General features: G+C 74.6%; 18 protein-coding genes. 12 read left to right on the top strand and 6 right to left on the bottom strand.

From position 1 onward, the window contains the following. The first annotated feature begins 219 nt into the window (after window positions 1-219). From STRBO_RS0131535 to STRBO_RS0131585, 11 genes are all read left to right on the top strand, one after another. A complete protein-coding gene (locus STRBO_RS0131535; protein WP_005478876.1) occupies window positions 220-1,371 on the top strand; it encodes a glycosyltransferase family 4 protein in 1,152 nt (383 codons plus the stop codon). Between the two features lie 149 nt (window positions 1,372-1,520). Further along, on the top strand, window positions 1,521-2,201 hold the full coding sequence (locus STRBO_RS0131540) for a class I SAM-dependent methyltransferase (RefSeq protein ID WP_202498949.1): 681 nt from the start codon (window positions 1,521-1,523) through the stop codon (window positions 2,199-2,201). Next, window positions 2,198-6,622 carry an alpha-(1->3)-arabinofuranosyltransferase gene (locus STRBO_RS0131545; RefSeq protein ID WP_005478880.1) on the top strand — a complete coding sequence of 1,475 codons (4,425 nt, stop codon included), beginning with the start codon at window positions 2,198-2,200 and terminating at the stop codon, window positions 6,620-6,622. The genes STRBO_RS0131540 and STRBO_RS0131545 overlap by 4 nt, the downstream gene beginning before the upstream one ends. Then, window positions 6,619-8,067: a hypothetical protein gene (locus STRBO_RS0131550; RefSeq protein WP_005478881.1), complete on the top strand. Its 1,449-nt coding sequence runs from the start codon at window positions 6,619-6,621 to the stop codon at window positions 8,065-8,067. The genes STRBO_RS0131545 and STRBO_RS0131550 overlap by 4 nt, the downstream gene beginning before the upstream one ends. Further along, complete coding sequence (locus tag STRBO_RS0131555; protein WP_005478882.1) at window positions 8,064-8,825, top strand: class I SAM-dependent methyltransferase; 762 nt, start codon at window positions 8,064-8,066, stop codon at window positions 8,823-8,825. The genes STRBO_RS0131550 and STRBO_RS0131555 overlap by 4 nt, the downstream gene beginning before the upstream one ends. A gap of 3 nt (window positions 8,826-8,828) precedes the next feature. Next, the gene (locus STRBO_RS0131560; protein WP_020115374.1) at window positions 8,829-9,878 is read left to right on the top strand and encodes a hypothetical protein; all 1,050 of its coding nucleotides are present in this window, start codon (window positions 8,829-8,831) and stop codon (window positions 9,876-9,878) included. Further along, window positions 9,772-10,017, top strand: a complete 246-nt coding sequence (locus STRBO_RS0131565; protein ID WP_237547361.1) for a Trm112 family protein — start codon at window positions 9,772-9,774, stop codon at window positions 10,015-10,017. Before STRBO_RS0131560 ends, STRBO_RS0131565 begins: the two co-directional genes overlap by 107 nt. Then, complete coding sequence (locus STRBO_RS0131570; protein ID WP_005478888.1) at window positions 10,014-10,862, top strand: FkbM family methyltransferase; 849 nt, start codon at window positions 10,014-10,016, stop codon at window positions 10,860-10,862. The genes STRBO_RS0131565 and STRBO_RS0131570 overlap by 4 nt, the downstream gene beginning before the upstream one ends. Beyond that, window positions 10,822-11,445 carry a hypothetical protein gene (locus STRBO_RS0131575; protein WP_051085306.1) on the top strand — a complete coding sequence of 208 codons (624 nt, stop codon included), beginning with the start codon at window positions 10,822-10,824 and terminating at the stop codon, window positions 11,443-11,445. Before STRBO_RS0131570 ends, STRBO_RS0131575 begins: the two co-directional genes overlap by 41 nt. Window positions 11,446-11,634: 189 nt before the next feature. After that, entirely contained in the window at window positions 11,635-12,555 is a 921-nt protein-coding gene (locus STRBO_RS0131580) for an MEDS domain-containing protein (RefSeq protein ID WP_005478890.1), read from the top strand. Next, window positions 12,552-12,959 carry an ATP-binding protein gene (locus STRBO_RS0131585; RefSeq protein WP_005478891.1) on the top strand — a complete coding sequence of 136 codons (408 nt, stop codon included), beginning with the start codon at window positions 12,552-12,554 and terminating at the stop codon, window positions 12,957-12,959. The genes STRBO_RS0131580 and STRBO_RS0131585 overlap by 4 nt, the downstream gene beginning before the upstream one ends. Here the strand turns inward: STRBO_RS0131585 and STRBO_RS0131590 are convergent. The 3 genes from STRBO_RS0131590 to STRBO_RS0131600 form a co-directional block, all read right to left on the bottom strand. Next, window positions 12,937-15,348 carry an ATP-binding protein gene (locus tag STRBO_RS0131590; protein ID WP_020115377.1) on the bottom strand — a complete coding sequence of 804 codons (2,412 nt, stop codon included), beginning with the start codon at window positions 15,346-15,348 and terminating at the stop codon, window positions 12,937-12,939. The two genes, STRBO_RS0131585 and STRBO_RS0131590, sit on opposite strands and share 23 nt — an antisense overlap. Window positions 15,349-15,485: 137 nt before the next feature. Next, entirely contained in the window at window positions 15,486-16,376 is an 891-nt protein-coding gene (locus STRBO_RS0131595; RefSeq protein WP_005478893.1) for an ATP-grasp domain-containing protein, read from the bottom strand. 121 nt (window positions 16,377-16,497) lie between these two features. Further along, window positions 16,498-17,358 carry a DUF3152 domain-containing protein gene (locus STRBO_RS0131600; RefSeq protein WP_005478894.1) on the bottom strand — a complete coding sequence of 287 codons (861 nt, stop codon included), beginning with the start codon at window positions 17,356-17,358 and terminating at the stop codon, window positions 16,498-16,500. Window positions 17,359-17,726: 368 nt separating this feature from the next. On the opposite strand from STRBO_RS0131600, the gene STRBO_RS0131605 reads away from it, so the two are divergent. Continuing rightward, entirely contained in the window at window positions 17,727-18,803 is a 1,077-nt protein-coding gene (locus tag STRBO_RS0131605) for a MerR family transcriptional regulator (RefSeq protein WP_005478895.1), read from the top strand. An 18-nt stretch (window positions 18,804-18,821) separates the two neighbouring features. Here the strand turns inward: STRBO_RS0131605 and STRBO_RS0131610 are convergent, their stop codons facing one another. The 3 genes from STRBO_RS0131610 to STRBO_RS0131620 all read right to left on the bottom strand — a co-directional run bounded on the left by STRBO_RS0131610 (window position 18,822) and on the right by STRBO_RS0131620 (window position 21,341). Next, window positions 18,822-19,820, bottom strand: a complete 999-nt coding sequence (locus tag STRBO_RS0131610; protein ID WP_005478896.1) for a nucleotidyl transferase AbiEii/AbiGii toxin family protein — start codon at window positions 19,818-19,820, stop codon at window positions 18,822-18,824. Next, window positions 19,817-20,539 carry a hypothetical protein gene (locus STRBO_RS0131615; RefSeq protein WP_005478897.1) on the bottom strand — a complete coding sequence of 241 codons (723 nt, stop codon included), beginning with the start codon at window positions 20,537-20,539 and terminating at the stop codon, window positions 19,817-19,819. The genes STRBO_RS0131610 and STRBO_RS0131615 overlap by 4 nt, the downstream gene beginning before the upstream one ends. Before the next feature lie 91 nt (window positions 20,540-20,630). Continuing rightward, window positions 20,631-21,341 carry a FadR/GntR family transcriptional regulator gene (locus STRBO_RS0131620; protein WP_005478898.1) on the bottom strand — a complete coding sequence of 237 codons (711 nt, stop codon included), beginning with the start codon at window positions 21,339-21,341 and terminating at the stop codon, window positions 20,631-20,633. Between the last annotated feature and the right edge of the window lie 149 nt (window positions 21,342-21,490).

Genomic DNA, 21,490 nt, shown 5'->3' on the forward strand with positions numbered 1-21,490 from the left:
GCACAGCCCACCCACACCTCACCCACAGCGACTCCCGGCAATCCCCCGCAACTCCGAGCACCTCCCAGCACTTTCCAGCACCTGCAAGCACCTTCCAGCACCTTCGAGGAACGAGAGAACCGAACGACCCCACCCGGACCCCCGCCCACTGGAACATCCCCCACGGCGAACGTCCTTCTCCCCGCTGAGTTCCGCACCCCGAGACGAGTTGGAGCACCCATGCCCCAGCACGTGCCGTTCTCGCTGGTCGAGGTGTTTCCGCGCCTTGATCAGCACCGGTCCGCAGGCCCCCCGCAGCCCCGCCGGATCGTCTTTCTCGCCCGCCGTGACCTCGGTAATCCGGCGGCGGGGGGCTCCGAGCTCCTCGTCGACCGGCTCGCCGACGGCCTGACCCGGCTCGGCCACCAGGTCACCCTGCTGTGCGGCGGCCCCGCCGCCTACCGCGACTACCGGGTCGTGTCGGCGGGCGGCGACCTGAGCCACCATCTGCGCGCCAGATCGGCCCTGGCCCGGCAGGTCGGCGACTGCGACCTGCTGGTCGAGGTGTGCAACGGCATGCCCTACCTCGCCCCGCTCTGGCACCAGGGCCCCACGCTGTGCCTGGTCAACCATGTGCACACGGATCTGTGGCAGTTGCGGTTCGGCGGCGCGCTGGCGCCGGCCGCGCGGCTCGGCCGCAGACTCGAACACTGGTCGCTGACCGCCGCGCAGCGCCGCAATCTCGTGGTCGCCGTCTCCTCCTCCACGGCCGGCGCGCTCCGCGACATCGGCGTGGAGCGGGAGCGCATACGCGTCGTGCACAACGGGGTCGAGGAGCCGGGGCCGCGTGCCGAGCGGTCGGCCGAGCCGCTGTTCGTGGCCGTGGGCCGACTGGTCGAGTACAAGCGGATCGATCTGTTGCTGCGGCTGTGGGAACGGGTGCGGCCGGTGACGGGCGGGAGGCTCGTGATCGTCGGGGACGGGCCCGAACGGGCGCCGCTGCAGGCGATGGCCGGGCCCGGGGTCGAGTTCGCCGGGCACGTGTCCGAGGAGGAGAAGCACCGGCTGCTGTGCGCGGCCTGGCTGCTGCTCCATCCCTCCGCCGTGGAGGGCTGGGGGCTCGTCGTCACGGAGGCCGCCGTGCGGGAGACGCCCTCGATCGCCTTCGACGTGCCCGGCCTGCGGGACTCCGTCGTGGACGGGGAGACCGGGGTGCTGGCCCGGGGCGAGTCCTCCTTCGCCGCCGCGTGGGGTGCGCTGGCCCTGTCGACCGATCGGCGGGTGCTGATGGGGAAGGCCGCCCGGGAGCGGGCCGCGCACTACCGGTGGGGGCACACGGTCCGGCAGTTCCGGGCGGTGGCCGCGGAGGCGGTGCGGGGTTGGTCGCCTTGAGCGCGAAACGGGGTGCCGCGACACCGCGTTGGCGAGCGCGGGTGCGTGGTGGCCGGTCGCTTCCCCATCGCGGCGGAGCACAGGGCACACCCCTGCGCCCCTTTCGCGACCCCTCGGTGAAACGCTCCGTGTCCCTCTTCCGGGCGTTCATGCGGGAGCAGGACGATCCGGAGTACTGCTACACGCTGCTCGCGCGTGACGCCGTCGACCAGGTCGAGGCGTACGGCGGCCGGCCCGTGGACGGGCTGACCGTCGTCGATGTCGGCGGTGGCAGCGGGTACTTCACCGAGGAGTTCCGGCGGCGGGGTGCCCAGGCGTATCTCTTCGAGCCGGACCTGAGGGAGTTGGGGACCAAGCCGCCCGACGGGTCCGTCGTCGCCGACGGGTATCTCCTCCCCCTGGCCGACGGGATCGCGGACGTCACCTTCACCTCCAACGTGCTGGAGCACGTCGCCGATCCGCCGACCTTCCTCAGCGAACTCGCGCGGGTCACCCGGCCCGGCGGGCTGATCTACGTGTCGTTCACGAACTGGCTGTCTCCCTGGGGCGGGCACGAGTGGGCGCCCTGGCACTACCTGGGGGCCGACCGGGCGCGGGCCCGCTATCGGCGCCGTACGGGCAAGGACGCCAAGCACACCCTCGGCGAGAACCTCTTCGCCGTGCACATCGGACGCACTCTGCGGCAGGTGCGCGGCCGGGACGACGTGACGGTCGTGTCGGCGCGCTCCCGCTACTGGCCGTTTCTCGCGGAGACCGTCGTGAAGGCGCCGGGACTGCGTGAGTTCGCCACCTGGAACCTCCTCCTCATCCTCCGGCGGTGTCCACCATGACGAGCACGGTCCAGGCTCCACCCCCCGCGCCGGTACGGCCCGCGGGCACGACCGAGGGACCTCCCGAGGGCCCCCGGTCGCGGCGCTGGCTGCTGGGATTCTGGGCCGTGGTGTTCGTCCTGCTGGTCGCCGCCCAACCGGGCCGGCAGACCTTCGACACCAAGCTCGGCGTCACCACCGACCCGTGGCAGTTCGTCTCCGACCTCGGTCAGCTGTGGCACGACCGGGGCGGGTTCGGCGGCATCCAGGACCAGTACGTCGGATACCTGTGGCCGATGCTGCCGTACTACGGGCTGACCGATCTGGTCGGGCTGCCGGTGTGGCTGGCGGAGCGGCTGTGGCTGTCGCTGATCGTGTCGGTGGCCTTCTGGGGCGCGCTGCGGCTGGCGGAGCGGCTGGGCGTGGGAAGTTCGGCGTCGAGGCTGCTCGCCGCCTCGGCCTACGCGCTGTGGCCCGTGTTCACCACCGTCGTCGGGTCGACCTCGGCCGCCGCGCTGCCGGGGGCGTTCCTGCCGTGGGTGCTGCTGCCGCTGACGAACGAGCGGTACAGCGCGCGGGTGGCCGCCCTGCGGTCGGCGCTCGTCATCCCCTTCATGGGCGGGGTCAACGCGTCCGCGACCCTGGCCTCGCTGCTGCCCGTGGGGCTGTATCTGCTCACCCGCAGGCCGGGGCCCCGGCAGCGCGGGCTGATCGCCTGGTGGGTGCCGGGGGTGCTCCTGGCGACCGCGTGGTGGGTGGTCCCGCTGCTGCTGCTCGGCTTCTACGGCGAGAACTTCCTTCCCTACGTGGAGAGTTCGCAGACGACGACGGCCACGATGTCCGCCACCGAGGCGCTGCGCGGCGCCGGGAACTGGGTGGGCTATCTGAACTTCGGTGAGCCCTGGCTGCCGGCCGGCTGGTCCGTCGCCGCGTCCGTGGTCGTCATCCTGGCGTCGGCGGTGGCCGCGGGGCTGGGGCTGGCCGGGCTGGCCCGGCGGGACATGCCCGAGCGCCGGTGGCTGGTGCTGACCGTGCTGGTGGTCGCGCTGTTCACCCTGGCCGGGTACGGCGGCGCGTTCGGGGCGCCCTTCCACGGGGTGGTCCAGGACTGGCTGAACGGGGGCCTCGTGCCCTTCCGGAACATCTACAAGTTCCAGACGGGGCTGGCTCTCGCGCTCGTCCTCGGGCTCGCGCACCTGGTGGGCGTGGCCGCTCGGGCGCAGGGGGCCCGGCGGGTGCGGGGGCGGCGGTTCGCGCCGCTGGTCGCGGCCTTCCTGGTCGTACCGGGACTGCTGTGGCCGTACCTCAACGGGTCGGTCCTGCAACCGGGTTCGTTCCAGGAGCTGCCCAAGTACTGGCAGGCGACGGCGAACTGGCTGGAGAAGTACTCCCCGGACTCCCGCGCACTGGTCGTACCGGCCACCGCGCACGGCATCCACACCTGGGGCACCACCGTCGACCAGCCCCTCGACGTCCTCGCCGACTCCCGCTGGGCACAGCGCGACTACGTCCCCTTCGGCACCCCCGGCAACCGGCGCGCCATGGACGCCGTCGAGCAGGCACTGCTGACCGGGGGCGAAGTCCCCGGTCTGGGCGACTACTTGAGCCGTGCGGGCCTGTACTACGTCGTCGTACGCAACGACCTGGACCCCGACCAGATCGGCGCGGTGCCGACGGCGACCGTGAAGCGGACCCTTGAGCAGTCCGGGTACGAGCGGGTGACCGGGCTCGGGCCGGTGATGACCGGCGGACGGATCGCCGAGGGCACCCCGATGCAGGTCGAGGGCCTGTACGCGCGACAGCGGGCCGTGGAGATCTACCGCCCGGCCGAGGACGTGCCGCGCCCCGGGCAGGCCGGGCTGAAGGCGATCGCCGACACGGCCGTCGTCTCCGGCGGCCCCGAGTCGCTGCTGCCGCTGGCCGCCGACCCGGAGCTGCGCGACCGTGCCACCGTGCTGACCGGCGACAACCACCCCGGGCTCGGTACGCCGGCCGTGCAGGTGGTCGGTGACGGGCTGCGCCGCGCGGACACCCGCTTCGGCCTGGTCAACGCCAACACGTCGTACACGTACACGGCGAACGAGCGGAATCCGAGCGGGAGCGTGCAGGACCCCGGTGCGCAGCCGAAGCAGATCCTGCCGGTGTCGGGTCTCGACCACCAGACGGTGGCCGAGCTGCGGGGCGCCAAGTCGGTGACCGCCTCGACCAGCGGCAACTGGCTGTTCCATCTGCCGCAGTACGACCCGGTGAACGCCTTCGACGGCGACCGGGGCACCGCCTGGGCGGAGGGCGCGGCCGGTTCGGCGGACGGGCAGTGGCTGCGGATCGACTTCGACGGCAGCCAGGACATCCCGGCGACCTTCGAGGTCACACCGCTGCCGCAGGACGGGGTGCGGTCGGCGCCGACCCGGATCGAGGTGGAGACCGAGCGGGGCTCACGCTCCACGAACCTCCAGGCCGACGGCTCCACCCAGACGGTCGACGCCGCTCCCGGCGACACGAATTGGCTGAAGATCACGATCCTCGACTCGGCGGAGCGGCACACCGGGCTCGTCGGCGCCGGCTTCTCCGAGATCGACCTGCCCGGCGTCAAGGTCACCCGGATGCTGCGGCTGCCCACGGACGCCCAGGACCCCGACGGCACGGCCGCCTCCGCCGAGATGGTCTCGCTGCGGCGGGCCGCCGACCCGACCGGCCTCTCCCCCACGGGCACGGAACCGGGGCTGCACCGCACCTTCGGCACCAGCACGGCGGGGACGTACGAGGTGAAGGCCACGGCCGTCCCCGTGCCGGGCGACGAACTCGACAAGCTGCTCTACAAGGCCGCCCCCGAGCAGCAGAGCCAGATCAAGGCGAGCGCGGAGTCCACGGCCTCCCTCGGGGCCGGGCTCTCGCCGCGCAACCTGACCGACGGCGACCTGACCACGGCGTGGATCGCGGGCGACGACCCCACGATCCACCTCGCCTGGGGCGACAAGTGGCCGGTCGGCTCGCTCGTCCTGGCCCCGGCGGGCGGCCTGTCGGCCCGGCCGACCCAGGTCGAGATCAGCTCCCCGGACGGTGCCGCCATCGCCGGTGTCGACGAGAACGGCTGGGTCCGCTTCGACCCGATCACCACCGACCGGCTCGACATCACCGTCACCGAGACGGCCCCGCTGACCGTCCACAACCCCGTCGCCGACGACGACCTGCAGCTTCCGGTCGGCCTCACGGAGGCGTACGTCCCGGCCCTGGACCAGTTCCGCACCCCGCGGCCCGCCCCGACCCGGGAGTTCGAGCTGGGTTGCGGCGAGGGTCCGTCGGTCGAGGTCGACGGGACGCTGTACGAGACGAGCGCGCGGGGGACGGTACGGGACCTCACGGAGCGGCGGCCGGTCGACCTGACGCTCTGCCGGGACGGCAGTGCGCAGGGCGCGCTGGAACTCGGCGCGGACGACCGGCACACCTTCGAGTCCGAGGACACGGGCGCGCTGGCCGTCACCACCGTGACCCTCACCCGGGGCACGATCGCCGAACCCGCCGTCAGTGGACGGGAGTTGGGCATACGCGACTGGCTCGGCGACCGCCGCGAGGTCACCGTCGGCGACGGCGCGGCCTCCTACCTGACGACGTACGAGAACTTCAACGACGGCTGGAAGGCCACGCTGGGCGGCCGTGAGCTGACCCCCGTGCGGCTCGACGGCTGGCAGCAGGGCTGGCGCGTCCCCGGCGGCGCGGGCGGCACCGTCAAGCTGTCGTTCGAGCCGTCCGTGACGTACGAGGCCGGGTTGATCGGCGCCGGTGTGGGCCTCGCGGCCCTGATCGGGCTGGCCCTGTGGCGCCGCCAGGAGCCCAACCCGCACGCGCCCCAGCCGGCGCCGCCGGGGCCCGGCCTCTGGCTCGGCACGGTCGCCCTCACCCTGGTCGGCATCGTCGTCGCGGGCTTCCTCGGCCTCCTCGTCCCGCTCCTGGCCCTGCTGGCCTGGAAGCGGCACACCCTGCTCGTCCCGATCGCCTTCCTCGCTCTGGTCGGCGCCGGTGTCGCCGCCGCGTTCGGAGCGGGGGAGCCGGTCGCGGCGGGTGAGGGCGCGTTCGGTCACCTCGCCCAACTCCTCGCGCTGACCGGCCTGTTCGCGGCGCTGGTGAGTGTGGGGGCCGGGGTGGAGGCCGGCCCCGGACGGCCCGGCACGACACGGCGGTTCGCGCTGCCGCCGGGGGCACAGGCGCCGACGGAGCCGTTGCCGCAGCGCAGGCGGGTGGACCGGACGCTGAACGGCGGGCCAGGAGGCGCGGGCGACGGTTCCGTGGCCGGTCCGACGGTCTCGGCGCGCGGACCGGGCTCCCCGCAGGGCGAGCCGGACACCCCGACCCGGCGCATCGCGTTCACCAAGCCGAGGCCCCGGACGCCGGAGGACGGCGGCCCCGCGGGAAGCGGCGGTACCGGTAAGGGGGAGCCCGGATGACGACGCTGGACCACCCCGCGCGGGACGACGCCGCCCCCGGCCCCGTCCGCATCCCCTTCCCGGTGGTCGACGAGGTGTCCCGGCACTGCGCCCAGGAGGAGGAACCCGAGACCGTCCACATCGAGGTCCACCTTCCCGGCCGGCTCGACCCCGACCGGCTGCGCACGGCCTTCGTCACCGCCCTGCGGGCCCACCCCCGCATCCTCATGCGGGAGGCGCCGGGGCGCTGGTACAGGCGCCGCTACGAGTGGGAGCTGACCGAGGGGCCGGACGTCGAGGTGGTGGCCTTCCCGCCCGCCGGCCCGCACGCGCTGCGGGACGCGCGGACCAGGGCCCTGGTCGAGGCGCCCCCGCTGACGCTGTCGCCGCCGATCCGCCTGGAGGTGGTGGAGGGAGCGGGGCCCGCGGTGGGAAGCGAGGCGAGCGACGCGGTCGGCCTCACGCCGGGCGGTCGGGCCGGCGGGGCGACGGCGCCCCGGTCCGCCGAGCGGCAGAACCCCCGTCCGGCGGCCCCCGGCCCCGGACGCCCGAAAGGCACGGTCCTCTTCCTCACCATCAACCACACCGCACTCGACGGCCCGGCCTGCCTCCGCATCCTGGCCACCGCCGCCCAGCTCTACGGCGGCGAGGACAACGCCCCCACGGCCCCGCCCGTCCGCCCCGCCCCCGCCCCCGACGAACCGGCCCCGCCCGAGGCGGACACCCCCTCCCCCTGGGCCCGGCCCGCCCGCGTCGCCGCCGGCACCCCCGAACCCTCACCCGGCAACGGCCTGCTCGTCACCGAACTGCCCGTGCCCCGCCGCCCCAAGGGCGCCCCCTACACCGTGAACGACCAGCTCATGGTCACCACCGCCCTGACGCTCGCCCACTGGAACCGGGAACACGGCGCCCACCCCCGCCCCCTGCGCATCACCATGCCCGTGGACGACCGGCCGAGGGACACGGACATGGCGATCGGCAACGGCACCCGTCTGGTCGAAGTCGCCTTCCACCCCGCCGAGTTGCGCACCGATCACACTCCGCTGCCCGTGCTCCTGCGCCGCACGGCCGAACGCACCCGCGCCCTGAAGTCGCTCCCCCGGCCCCAACTCGGCCACGGCGCCTCGCTGTTGACGGCTCCGGTGGTCCCCGTCTCCTGGCGGGCGGCCGTCACCCGGGGCCTGCGCAGAGCCGCGGCCCCCTGGACGTCGACCACCCTGCTCAGCAACATCGGCCGCATCCCCTACGCGCTGGACTTCGGCGAGGAGGCCGGACGCGCGCACGCCGTGTGGTTCTCGGCCCCGGCCCGCATGCCGCGCGGCCTCACCGTCACGACCGCCTCCACGGCGGGCCGCCTGCATGTGGCCCTGCGCTGGTCCCGCGCCCTGCTCAGCCACGGTGACGGAGCCCACCTCCGGGACCTCTTCGAGCACTATCTGCACACGACGGAAGAGGAGACCCGTTGACGCCGGCCACCTCGCCCACCTCCACGTCGACCGAGCCGCCCGCGCGGGGCCTGCGGGACTTCTACGAGGACCCCTCCGTCCCCGTCGCCTCCGGCACCCCCCGCAGCCTCGCCCAGGCCCGCATGCTGGCCGCCGCCCTCGGCCCGGCGGCCACGACGGGCCCCCGTACCGTCCTCGACATCGGCTGCGGCGACGGCACCGCCGCCGCCACCGCCGCCCCCCTCCTCGCCGGACACCGCGTCATCGGGGTCGACTGGTCCCAGGACGCCCTCAGGCGGGCCCGCACCCGCATCCCGTACGCGATCCGCGGCGAACTCACCGACGGGGGGCTGCCGTTGCGGGCGGAGTCCGCCGACGCCGTCCTGTTCAGCGAGGTCATCGAGCACCTGGTCGACCCGGACGCGGCCCTCGACGAGATCCGCCGCGTCCTGCGCCCCGGCGGCCATCTGATGCTGTCGACACCCAATCTCGCCGCCTGGTACAACCGCGCCCTGCTGCTGGCGGGCGTCCAGCCGGTGTTCTCGGAGGTGAGCCTGCGCGGCATCCACGGCCGCCCGGGGAAGGAGGTCGTGGGCCATCTGCGGCTCTACACCGCCCGCGCGCTGCGGGAGTTCGTGGCCGCGTCCGGCTTCGAGGTCGTCCGGCTGCGCGGGGCGCCCTTCCACGGCGTACCGCGCCCGCTGCGGCCACTGGACCGCCTGGCCTGCGCCGCCCCCTCGGTGGCGTCGATCCTGCTGCTGCATGCCCGAAGGACGTAGGCGATGTGGTGGGGAGTGGCCGCGGCCCTGTTGGCGAACGCGCTGTACAGCACCGGGTTCGTCCTGGAGAAACGGGCGCTCACCGCCATGCCGCCGGTGTCGGTCCGCGCACCGGTGAAGCTGCTGCGGCAGGTCGTCGGCAGTCCGCTGTGGATCGCCGGCTCGCTGTCGCTGGCCGCCGGGTTCGCCGCCCAGCTCGCCGTGTACCGGACCCTGCCGATCGCCGCCGCCCAGGGCATCTTCGTGTCGGGGCTGGTCCTGCTGGTCCTGCTCTCGGCGCGGCTGCTCGGCGAGCGGACCACGGGCCGGGAGCGGTACGCCCTCGGGGCCATCCTCGCCGCGCTGCTGATGGTGGTGCTGTCGCTGGACGAGGGCTCCGACACCGTCGGCCGCGGGGCGCCGTACGCGCTGGTCCTGACGATCTGCCTGCCCGCCCTCGCGGCCGGGGTGGGGCTGTACCGGTCCGCCGAACGGCGCGCCCGGCACCGGCACCGGCTGCCCACCACGGGCGTCGAGTACGGCGTGGCCGTGGGCCTGCTGTACGGCGTCAGCTCACTCGCGATCAAGGGCGTGTCGAGCCGTCTGACCACCGGCGGGGCCGGGGACGCGGTGGTCGGCCTGCTGCGCTCCCCGTACCCGTACCTCCTGCTCGTCACCGGCGCCTTCGGTCTGGTGATGTCGCAGGCGGCGCTGCAGCGCTGCCGGGCCTCGCTGATCGTGCCGGTCTGTACGACGGTGACCTCGCTGTTCACGGCGGTGCTCGGCACGCTGTCGTTCGGCGAGTCGCTGCCCGACGATCCCCTGCGGCTGACCCTGCGCCTGTCCGGCACGGTGCTGGCGGTCGCGGTACTGCTGAGCATGCCCAAGCACGACGCCCCGGCGCCCCCGGCGCCCCGACCCCCGGTACCGGCCAAGGAGCTGACCTCCCATGAACCCCGACGACCCGTTGCTCCGGATCCTGGCGTGCCCGCTGGACAAGGGGCCGCTGCACCTGGTGGTCCACGAGGAGGAGAAGCGGCCCGGGACCACGACCACCGAGGCCCGGGGGTCTGAGTCGCTCTACAACCCCCGGCTGCACCGCCGCTACCCGATCGTCGACGGCATTCCGCAGCTGCTTCCGTCGTCGGGCGAGCAGGTGACCGAGGACGAGCACGAGAAGCTCTCCGCACTGCTGAGGAGGACGGGTTCATGACCACACTCGCCGCACGGCTGGCGCCGCTCCTGCCGGACCGGCTGGTCGCCGCGACCGCACGGCTGCTCTACCCGCGCTTCGAACCGGAGCTGTCCCGGCTCGACGAGCTGTGCCCGCCGGACTGTGGGACGGCGGTGGACGTCGGCGGCTGGTACGGCCCCTGGACCCACCGGCTGTCGGGACGGGCCACGCGCGTGGTGACCGTGGAGCCCGCGCCCCGGCTGGCCCGGCTGCTCGCCGCGTCGGCCCCCGCCAACGTCCGCGTCGTCCAGGCCGCCGCCTCGGACGCCCCGGGCACGGCCCGCCTGTGGCTGCCGTCCGGCGACGACGGCGGCCGCGGGGTGTCCTCCCTGGTCCGACGGGACATCCACGCCCGCGCGCTGGACGTCGACTGCGTCACCCTGGACGGGCTCGGCCTGACGGACGTCGGCTTCGTCAAGATCGACGTCGACGGCAACGAACTGGCCGTGCTGCGCGGCGCGTCGGAGCTTCTGGCCCGGGACCGCCCGGCCCTCTTCGTCGAGCTGGAGGCCCGTATCCAGCCGATCGCGCCGGTCGTCGACCTCCTGACCGGCCTCGGCTACGCCGGCTGGGTCCTGCCCGCCGGCACCTGGCTCCCCCTCGTCCCGGCCGCCCTGGAGGCGCACCAGGCACGCACGTCGCACCGGGCGTCCAAGGGGCTGCTCCGGCGGGTCCTGCCGTTCGCCGGGCGGTACGTCAACTCGGTGCTGTTCCTGCCGGACGGGCGCCGCCCGGGTGAGCGGGCCGGTGGCCGCCGGGCCGCGTCCGGTGCCGTACGCCACGATGGACCCCATGCCCTCCGCGAAGCGCCCCGGCCCCGATAGGCCCTCCGGTCCGTTCACCCCCCTGGACTTCCAGCTCGTGATGCTGCGCCGGATGGCCGACCACAATCCGGGACTCGTCGAGGACGCCCGCCGTGCGCTGGGCGTCTCCGTCGCGGACATGCGGGAGGCCAACCGGCGGTGGCAGGCGATGGTGCGCTCGCCCCGGTCGCGGGGCTCGGCGTCGCGGTACCGGTCGGTGCTGGGGGCGCCGGAGTCCGTCACGGTCCAGAAGATCGGCGACCTGGACTGCGAGGCCTGGCTGTGGCCGGTGCCGCTGTGGGCCGGCCTCCGCTTCGAGGTGCTGCTCGCGCCGAACGGGGCGGTGTGGAACGAGTGGCTGGTGCGGGCCCCGGGAGTGGCGGGGCCCGAGTTGCGCGCGCTGGAGGATCTGGCGCCGTGGTCCTGCACGGTGGACGAGGTGGCGCGGGCCTTCGCGCCGGCGCGGCCGCTGGAGGGGACGGCGCCGACGCGGTGGGGGCTCAGGTTCTCCGCGCCCGACGGGGAGGGCGTGCGGCGGGAGTGTGTCGCGGAGTTCACGTGGGGGCTGTTGCAGCGGATCACCACGGTGGACGCGCGGCCCTGACAGCGCCGGATCGCACCTGATCGCCACTCGTCAGTTCACGCACACCGTCGATCACCTTCTTCCCCAACCGCTCGCAAGAGCACCCCCAAGCGGAAGATTGGCGATCATCGGGCCGTGCGGGACACCGCTGGGCCTACTGTCCGTGAAGAGTTCCGATCTCACGTTGCGATCTCACGGAGAGGCAGCCCCATGACGACCCGGCACCCCGCGGAGCGAACCGTGCCCGTCGAGCGGCTGCGACTGGGGGATCACGCGTGCATGGGGCCGGGGGACCTGGAGGATGCCGGGGAGTCCCCGTGGAAGGTGTTCACCGCCTACACCCGGACCAGCCTGGCGCGCGGGGAGAAGGTCCTGCTGGTCATGGACCCGGACGACCTGAGCGACGACGAGGTGGTCGCGCTGCTGGACCGGGGCAGCGGGCAGGTCGTGGCGGCGCGGGCCGACGGTCAGCTGTCGCTCAAGCGCAACACCGACATCTACGCCCCCGACGGCCGCTTCCGGGAGCGGCGCACGATCGACGCCTACGCCTCCGAGGTCGACCGCGCCTGCGACGAGGGCTGGACGGGGCTGCGGGTCACCGCCGACATGAGCTGGGCGCCCCGGATGAACGTCGGCCACGACCGGCTGCTCGACTACGAGGCGTCCGTGGCGCCGCTGTTCGCGGATCCGCTGTTCACCGCGATCTGCTGGTACGACCGCCGGCGCTTCGACGACGACCTGACGGCCCGCGTCGGCAAGGTCCACCCGCTGCGGGTCATGGACCGCCTCGACGCCCTGGAGGTCACCGAGACCCCGGACGGCGGGCGGATCGCCGGCACCGCCGAGCTGAGCACCCGCACGGAGTTCGTCGAGGCCCTGCGCGATGCGCTGGAACGCCGTGACGAGGCCGGCCCCAGCCACCTCGTCCTCGACCTGCGTGACCTGTGCTTCATGGAGGCCCACTGCGCCTGGCAGCTGATCAGCCTCGCCGCGTCGCTCCCGGCCGGCAGCGAGGTCACCGTGCGCTGCGGCGAGCTGCTGGGGCTGGTGCTTGAGCAGCTGGGCGCCGACGAGGTGCCCCAACTGCTGGTCAGCGTCGAGGCGGAAGAAGACGAGGGAGACGCCGGGTGAGCGGGGTTCCGCTGCTGCGGACGGAGTTCGGCGCGGCCGATCTCCCGCTGCTGCGCTCGCTCGTCGAGGAGGCCTGCGTCCGGGCCGGTCTCGCCGCCGCCGTCCGAGGGGTTCTCGTGCAGGCCGTGGCGGAGATCGCGACGAACGCCGTGGAGCACGGAAGCGGCGCCGGTCTCGTCGAACTCCGCTCCCATGAGGGCGAGTTGTGCTGCGAGGTGACGGGGTACGGGCCAGGCCCCGCGGCGGGGCGGCCCACGGGGCTCGGGCCCCGGCTCGCCGGGGCGCTGATCGCGGGCGCGGTGCCGGGCGCCGGCGCCCTCCGGGTGCGCGGCACCGAGCAGGGCACCCTCGTCACCCTGTCCGCGCCCCTGCCGGGCTCCGCTACAGCCCCGCCCGCGCGCTGAACCAGGCCGCGACCTGACTGCGGTTGTGGAAGCCGAGCTTCACGAGGATGCGTTCGACATGGCCCTCGGCGGTGCGGCGGGCGATGACCAGGTGATCGGCGATCTGCCGGTTGGTGCGACCCTGGGCGACGAGGGCGGCGACCTGGAGTTCACGGCGGGTGAGGGGGACGGGGTCGGCGCACACGTGATCGGCACCCGGTTCCGGTGCCGCGCCCGCGGGTCCCCCGGCCGGGGCGGCCCCCGCGCACCCGGCGGAGGCGGCCCGCGTCCGGGGAGCCGGGGCGGGATCCTCCGCCGCGCGCACGCCGGGCGCCTGACGCCGGGCCGGCTCGCCGAGGGCGTACGCCACCGCCTGCTCCGGGGTCAGACGGCCGCCCCGGCGGTGGGCCAGGGTGTAGGCGTGGTCGCCGAGGGCGCGGCGGGCGTGCTGTTCGGCGGCGCGGGGGCGGCCGGGCCCCAGGGCGTCCATGGGGTTGCCGCCGATGTCGTGCCAGATGCGGTCGACGGCGCCGCGCAGGACGCCCGCCCGCTCGGCGTCGCCCGCCAGGGCCTCGGCGGCGGCGAGCAGGTCGAGGGTGCGGGCGAGGCTCTGGTGCTGGCGCACGGTGTACGGCAGCCGCAGACAGGCGCGGGCCTGCTCGGCGGCCCGGTCGTACTGCCCGGCCGACCAGTGCGCGAGGGCGAGGGTGCGCAGTGCCCAGGAGCGGGCCCACTGTTCGCCGTGCGCCTCGCAGAGGGCGACGGCCTCGGCGCACAGCGGGATGGCCTGCGCGGCCCGGCCCCGGCTGACGAGGGTGCAGGCCAGTTCGACGCGGGTGAGGACGACGAAGGCGGTGGAGACGCGGGCCCGGCCCGGGGCGAGGGCGCCGGCGGGCACGGGCGGGGGCGCGGGCACCGGGAGTTCCCCGTCGTCGGCGGCGGCCGCCGCCCGCACCGGGTCGAGGCCGGCCAGGACGGCGGCGGAGCGGCTGTGGACCAACGAGGTCAGGGCGCCCGCCCACATGGCGCGGGTCAGCACCACGTCCGGCCGTGCCCCGGCCCGCAGGGCGCCGTCCATCCAGTGCCGGCCCTCGCCCCAGATGCCGCCCGCGACCCAGTGGAACCACAGGCGGGGGGCGAGCCGCAGGCCGTGCTGGGCCTCGCCCGGGGTGGTGAGGCAGAAGTCGAGGGCGGCCCGGTAGTTGTCCTGGTCGATGCGGAGGCGTTCGGTGATCTCCGCCTGGTCGGGGCCGAACCAGGCCTGCTCGTACTCGGCGCCGAGACGGGCGAAGTGATCGCGGTGGCGTCGCCGGGTGCCGGTCGCCTCACCGAGGCCGTGCAGCTTCTCCAGCCCGTAGTCGCGCAGGGAGACCAGCAGCCGGTAGCGGACCTGTCCGGCGTGGTCCTCCCGGAGAAGCACCGACTTGTCGACGAGCCCGGCGACGGCGTCCAGGACGGCGCCCGCCGTCATCTCCTCCCCGGCGCGGGTGGCCTCGGAGGCGCAGACGGCCTCGGCGGCGGCGAGGCCGAAGCCGCCGACGAACACCGACAGCCGCGCCCACACCAACTGCTCCTGCGGGGTGCACAGTTCATGGCTCCAGTCGACGGCGGAGCGCAGGGTGCGGTGGCGGGGCGCGGAGGTCGGGCTGCCGCAGGTGAGGAGCTGGTAGCGGTCGTCGAGGCGTTCGACGAGCTGGTCCACGCCGAGGGCGCGCACCCGGACCGCCGCCAGTTCGATGGCGAGCGGCAGTCCGTCGAGGCGACGGCAGAGGCGGGCCACCGCCCGCTGGTTCGCCTCGCCGACGGTGAAGCCGGGGACCACGGCCGCGGCCCGGTCGGCGAACAGTCTGAGCGCGGGGAAGGAGTCGACCGCCGACGGAGTCAGCTCCTCCGGCGCGGGCGCGGGCAGCGGCGGCACCTCGAAGAGCTGTTCCCCGGCCAGACCGAGCCGGTGTCGGCTGGTGGCGAGGATCCGTACGCCCTCCGTGGCCGCCAGGACGGCCTGGGCGAGGACCGCGCAACTGCGTAGCAGGTGCTCACAGTTGTCGAGCACGATGAGGAGTCGCCGCTCGCGCAGGTGGTCGACGAGGATCTCCAGCGGGGGCCGTACGGTCTCGTTGCGTACGCCGAGCGCGTCGTTCACGGCGTGCGGGACGAACGCCTCGTCGCTCAAGGCGGCCAGGGGCACGAGCCAGACGCCGTCCGGGAAGGCCCGGGCGACCTGGCCCGCCACATGTCCGGCGAGCCGGGTCTTGCCCACCCCGCCGGGTCCGGTCAGGGTCAGCAGTCTGCCCGCCGCCAACAGCCTTCTGACATCAGCGGCCTCGTCCCGTCGCCCCACGAAGCTCGTCAGCTCCGCCGGGAAACCGGACGGGCGCCGCGACTCCGATCCGCCCACGATGCCGCTCACGCCCTCAGATGTGGTTCCCGTACGCGCTGTTGTAACCGCGAAGGGTGGGCAGCGGGTACGGGCGGGACGCGCGCTTCGTGGATTTCCCGCCTCTTCGGGTGAGGAGGGCTCGCCCGGCCGGGAGCGGGTGCCGCGGGTCAGCCGGTGGTCGCCGCCTCCGTGATCGCCTCGACGACCCGGGGCAGCGAGTCGGGGTGCAGCCACAGGAAGAGGTTGGGCTCGACCAGCTCCAACTCCATCACGCACGGCCGCCCGTCCTCCCCAGTGACGAGGTCGACGCGCGCGTACAGCAGCTCGGGCTCTCCGGGTACGGCCGCCAGCGCCCGCTCGGCGACGGCGAGTTCGGCCTCGGTCGGGGTCCAGGGTTCCAGGTCCGGGTGGGGGGTCTTGTCGGCGTCGTAGGCGGTGCCCGGCGCGAGCACCGCCCCCTTGCGGCTGGCGTGCAGCAGCCGGCCGCCGAAGAACTGCAGGGCCCGCTCCCCCTCGGTGTCGATGCTGGTCACGAACGGCTGCACCATCGCGGTGAGCCCCTCGGCGTGCATCCGCTCGACATGCCCCGCGGCGGTGTCCCGCTGGTCGGGCGTGTAGCGGGCGGCAAAGCGGGCGCCCGCGCCTGAGGTGGGCTTCACGACGTACTCGTGGGTCCGCGGAAGCTCCACGGGCTCGCCCGGCGCGAGGTAGGCCGTCGGCACGACGGGCACCCCGGCGGCGGCGAGGTCACCGATGTACCGCTTGTCGGTGTTCCAGCGCACGACCCCGGCCGGGTTGGCGAGCCGGGTGGCCGCGCCCGCCTTCTCCGCCCAGGCCACGAACTCGGCCGCGCGCCAGCTGTAGTCCCAGGTGGACCGGATGACGACGAGGTCGTACCCGGCCCAGTCGGCCGCCGGGTCGTCCCAGTGCACGGCCGCCGCCTCGGCCCCGGCCTCCCCCAGCGCCCGCACCAGCACCGGCAGGTCCCGGTCGTGGCTCGCCCCCGGACCGGGGTCGTAGGTGGCGACGGCGATTCGGGGGGCGGCTGTGCGGGCCACGGGGGCTCCATTCTCGGACGGCTGCGGGTGGCCCCCGGGCGGGTGTCCAGGGGGTCATGGGCGCAGGCTAACAACCGCGCGTGCCGGGGAGGGAGGGGGTTTTCCGCGAGCGCTCTCCCGCTCACGGCACGGCGGGGCCCGTGAGGAAGCGGCCGTCGCCGTCGTACGGCCAGACGTTGGGGACGCAGCCGTTCATGCCCTTGATCTGCTGCATCATCGCCGGGGCGGGCTCGCCCTCGCCGGGGCAGCCGACGTGGCCCTGGCCGAGGAAGTGGCCGACCTCGTGGTTGATGATCAGGGCGCGGTAGGCCTCGACGTCCTTGGCGTAGACGGGGGTCGCCAGTTCCCAGCGTTCGAGGTTGACCATGACCTTGTCGTTCACGTTGCAGTTGAACTCGCCGCCGGTGTCCAGCCCGCCCGTGCCGCAGACGTCGTCGACGGTACCGGGGGTCGCCACCTTGACGACGAAGTCGAACGTGCCGCCGGAGACCCGCTGGAAGGCGTGGTCGCCGCCGGCCGTCCAGCCGCGCGGGTCGGCCAGGACGCGTTCCACCTCGTCGGCGACGTCGGCGAGGGAGAGCGACAGCCCCTTCTCGACCTCGACCCGGTAGCGCAGGGGCGTGCCCTTGCCCACCTTGCCGCTGCCGCCGGGCGCCGTGGCGAACGTCCCGGGCCCGGTTCTCGGGATGGTCACCGGCTTGCGGCTCGGGGACGGGGGCTTCGACTCGTCCGGAGACGTCTCGGGCGAGGCGGCGGCGGAGGAGGAAGGGGGGGAGGAGGAGGGGCTGCGGGGGGCGCCGGCGCCGGAACTCCTGCCGCCCGTGGAACCCTTGCCGCCCCCCGGGCCGGGGTCGGCCGAGCGCCGGGACCGCTCGGACGAGGGCTCCGCCGACGCGGTGGGCTCCGCCTCGGCCGCCACCTCCCGCGTGCCGCCGTTCATCCAGCTCACCGCCGCGAACCCGGCGACGCCGAGGACCGCCACGACCCCGAGACCACCCCACAGGGGTCCTTTCCCGCGCCGCTCGGGGGCTCTGCGTCTGCGCCCCGGCCCCCTCTCCCTGCCCGCGGCCGTCGCCTTGGCGGAATCCTGCGCGGTGACACGCGGCGGGCCGCCGCGGCGGGTACGCCTGCCGGAAGGTGTTGCGTGGTGGGCGGTCATGTTCCTTCAGAGTGTGATCGACATGTGATCGGATGTGGCCGAGTCAGTCACGAAAAGATAACGGATGATCGGCACGGCTCCGCACCACCGCTTGACCTTCCCCTTCGGTGAAGCCCCAGCATCGATCGCGGAACGAGGAACGGTCAGGGCCGAAAGAGCCGAGAGCCGGCCGGTGGGAGCCAGGGGGAGTCATGGAGATGCTGACGATCGGGGCCTTCGCGAAGGCGTGCCGGCTGTCACCGAAGGCGCTGCGGCTCTACGACGAGCTGGAGCTCCTCCGGCCCGCCCACGTCGACCCCGACACCGGCTACCGCTACTACGCCACCGCGCAGTTGGAACAGGCGCAACTGGTGGCCTGGCTGCGCCGCCTCGGCATGCCGCTGGCCCGTATCCGTACGGTGTGCGCGCTGGAACCGGGCCCGGCGGCCCGGGAGATCCGGGCGTACTGGGCCGGGGTCGAGGCCGAGACGGCGACCCGACGCGATCTGGCGGCCTTCCTCGTGCACCACCTCACCCACCCGTCCGAGGAGGACACCACGATGCCGGAACTCCGTTACGCCGCCCTCTCCGACACCGGCCTGGTCCGCGCCGCCAACCAGGACACCGCCTACGCCGGGTCCCGCGTCCTCGCCGTCGCCGACGGCTTCGGCCCGGCGGGTGCCCCCGCGAGCACGGCCGCCGTGGAGGCGCTGAAGACGCTGGACCGCGCCACCCTGCCGGCGGGCGGCGTGCTGAACCTGCTGGAGGACGCGGTGCGGGGCGCGAGCGCCGCCGTCCGGGACATCGCGGGCACCGGGGAGGACGGGACGACCCTGACCGCGATGCTCTGGACCGGCTCCCAGCTCGCCCTCGTCCACATCGGCGACTCCCGCGCCTATCTGCTGCGCGAGGAGCGGCTGTTCCGGATCACCCACGACCACACCGTCGTCCAGTCGATGATCGACGAGGGCCGGCTGACCCCGGAGGAGGCGACCACCCACCCCCGACCCGCCCTGCTGCTCAAGGCGTTGACCAACAGCGAGACCGTCGCCACCCCCGACCTGCGCCTGCACGACGCCCACCCCGGCGACCGCTATCTCCTGTGCTCCGACGGCCTGTCGACGGTCGTGCCCGACCCGGAGATCCGGCGCGTCCTGTCCACCGCCCCGGACCCGGAGGCCGCCGCGCACGCCCTCGTCTCCGAGGCGAACCGGGCGGGCGGCCCGGACAACGTGAGCTGCGTGGTGGCGGACGTGGTGCGGGAGGGGGACGGGACGCGCCGGGGGTGACGAGGACCGCGGGAAGTCCTACGGCCCGGCCCGCCGGGCCGCCCGCCGCGGCATCGCCTCCAGCGCCCTGTCCAGGCGTTCGAGCCACTCCTCCGCCGTGCCCCGCACCCGCGGATGGGCGGCGCGGAAGTCCGTCCAGTCGGCGGGGTCCGGTGCGACCACGTCCAGGCGTGAGGTGTCCGCGACCGCCGGGTCCCCGGGGCCGTGGCGGAAGACCTCGCGCAGCAGCCGCGGGGACAGTTCGGTGACGTCCGCCTCCGCGAGGAGGACGGCGTCGTGGAGGTCCTTGGCCCGGGCGCGGCCCTCGGTGGCGCAGTCGGTGTGCAGCCACAGGAGTTTCCAGGCGAGGGACAGGCCGGGGCCGGGGGTGCGGACGACGGTGCGGCCGGAGCCGTCGCCGCGGGGTACCGCCGTCCACACGGGCGGCTCGGGGAGCCTCTCGTCGCGGGCGAAGTCCAGCCGCGCCTCGCCGGGCGGGAGGCCTTCCGCCGCCCAGGGGATGGTCAGGCGGGTGCCGGGGGTCTCGTACTGCGTGTAGGTCCAGGTGCCGTCGGGGCGGGCGGCGGACGCGTCGAGCACCACCCCCGTCGCGGCCACCGGACGCTGACGCGCCAGGTCGAGCACCGCGAGGTGCGGCGGGTGTTCCTCCGGCTCCGCCTCGACCACCCAGTGCAGCCCCTCGGGCGGGACCGCCGGCCGCAGGCCCTGGGTGTCGAACTCCTCGAACGTCCACATCTCGTACCGCCCGGCGCCGTCGGCCGCCTCCGGCCACTGCTGTACGGCCTCCAGCCCCTCCACGTACGGATAGGGGTGCGCGGCGTCCACCGGGACCAGCAGCGGCCGGGGGACGATCCAGTCGAGGTCGGCGGGCTCCCGCGCCCTCTCCCCCACCCACGCCGGCATCACCATGCTCCCGCGCAGCACCAGGTCGTTCCCCAGGGGCGAGTCGGCGACGAGCCGGACCAGGTGGTCGAGCACGGCCCGGTGGGCGGCCCGCCACCGCTCGGACGAGGTCACGAGGTCTCCGCCCGCACGTCCGTCCGCAGATCCCCCCGCGCCGTCGTGCGCAGGTCCGCCCGCCCTGCCGCCCCCTCGTCGATCCACCCGCTGTCCAGGTCCGGGCGGTCGTCGTGCACGACGAACTCCTCCTCCACCTCCACGGCCTCGAACCCCGCCTCCGCGAGCGCGTCGAGGAGGGCGTCCAGACGGCGGCGGGCCTCGGGGCGGCCCACGTCACGGCAGCGCTGGGTGACGAACCGCTCATGACCGCGCCCGCCACGACCGCCCACCGCACGGCGGGCGTTGCGCGAGACATGGGCCGCGTGCCGCTCGGCGAGGGCGCGCACCCGTCCGACCTCGCGGTCGTCGGCGAGGGCGAGCTTGACATGGTGTTCGAAGTAGCAGCCGGGAGGCAGGGCGCGGGCCTCGGCGGCCGTCAGCGGCACGTCCTCGTTCCAGGGGGCCGCCTCGATCTTCACCCGGGCCACCCCGAACCCCTCGGTGCCCAGCCGCTCGACCCACTCGGACGCGGCCGCGCGCCGCGCCGACAGGGAGCCCTCGCCGCGCACCGTCAGCATCGGCTGGTCGGGCGTCGCGCCCCGGTCGAGCACGATCCGTGTGTACTTGACCCGGTGGCGCCGCGCCCACCGACGTACGCGCCCCTCGCCCCCGCCCCGGGACTCGTCCCCGATCACCACCGTCAGGTGGGTCTCGAACTCCCCCGCGAACTCCCGCACCCCGGCCCCGCATTCCCCGTGCACATCCGCCCGCCCGCTTCCCGGCGGCCGACTGTACCGACCACCACCGACAGGGGCGCGGGGGCCGGGCTCAGGGCGCCGGGTCCCCCGGGTCCCAGTCCAGCAGGCGGACCTTGGCGACCGTCCGCACATGGCGCCGCATCGCCGCGGCGGCCTGTGAGGGCTGCTCGGCGGCGATGGCGTCGAGGATGGCCCGGTGCTGGGCGAGGGAACGGTCGGGGCGGCCCGGCTGGCGCAGGGACTCGGTGCGGCTCTCGGCGATCTGGTCGGCGATGGACCGCATGAACTCGGCGAGCAGACTGCTGTGCGCGGCCGCCGTGACCGCCGCGTGGAACAGCCGGTCGCCCTCGATGCCGTGCCCGTCGTGCTCGATCTCCCCGGCCATGTGCGTGAGCGCGTCCCGCATCGCGGCCAGGTCGTCCTCCGTACGGCGCTCGGCGGCCAGTTCGGCGAGCTTCGTCTCCAGCGCCTCGCGGGCCTCCAGCACATCGGGCAGCCGTCGGCGCCGTTCGACCATGTCCTCGACGGGCTCGACGTCGAGGCTGTCCCGCACGAGATACGTGCCACCGCCGTGCCGTGCCTCCACCAGACCCTGGACCTCCAGCACCACGATGGCCTGCTTGACCGAGGCCCGGCTCACCCCCAGCCGCTGGGCCAGGTCCCGCTCGGGCGGCAGCCGGTCCCCCGCCCTCAGACCGCCCTCGGCGACGTACTGACGCAACCGGTCCAGGACCTGCTCGTAGAGCCGCTGCTTGGCCATGGGGCGCAGGGCGTCGCTCACGGGTCCCCCTCTGGTCCGGCATCGCTCGCCGGGAGCGTAACACCGGCGGGCGCCAGTGGCCCGGTGGCCGAGTGGCTGAGCCAATTTCCGCGCGACCCCTTGACGCCACCGTCGTACGCCCCCACGCTGGCCCCACCGCGAGTGGCTCA

It is taken from the genome of Streptomyces bottropensis ATCC 25435 (assembly GCF_000383595.1).
In the GTDB taxonomy this organism is placed as follows: Bacteria; Actinomycetota; Actinomycetes; order Streptomycetales; family Streptomycetaceae; genus Streptomyces; species Streptomyces bottropensis.

Coding starts and splice junctions, on each gene's coding strand:
- STRBO_RS0131535 (WP_005478876.1), top strand. CDS start 220: ATGCCCCAGCACGTGCCGTTCTCGCTGGTCGAGGTGTTTCCGCGCCTT.
- STRBO_RS0131550 (WP_005478881.1), top strand. CDS start 6,619: ATGACGACGCTGGACCACCCCGCGCGGGACGACGCCGCCCCCGGCCCC.
- STRBO_RS0131575 (WP_051085306.1), top strand. CDS start 10,822: ATGGACCCCATGCCCTCCGCGAAGCGCCCCGGCCCCGATAGGCCCTCC.
- STRBO_RS0131560 (WP_020115374.1), top strand. CDS start 8,829: ATGTGGTGGGGAGTGGCCGCGGCCCTGTTGGCGAACGCGCTGTACAGC.
- STRBO_RS0131540 (WP_202498949.1), top strand. CDS start 1,521: ATGCGGGAGCAGGACGATCCGGAGTACTGCTACACGCTGCTCGCGCGT.
- STRBO_RS0131605 (WP_005478895.1), top strand. CDS start 17,727: ATGGAGATGCTGACGATCGGGGCCTTCGCGAAGGCGTGCCGGCTGTCA.
- STRBO_RS0131570 (WP_005478888.1), top strand. CDS start 10,014: ATGACCACACTCGCCGCACGGCTGGCGCCGCTCCTGCCGGACCGGCTG.
- STRBO_RS0131580 (WP_005478890.1), top strand. CDS start 11,635: ATGACGACCCGGCACCCCGCGGAGCGAACCGTGCCCGTCGAGCGGCTG.
- STRBO_RS0131545 (WP_005478880.1), top strand. CDS start 2,198: ATGACGAGCACGGTCCAGGCTCCACCCCCCGCGCCGGTACGGCCCGCG.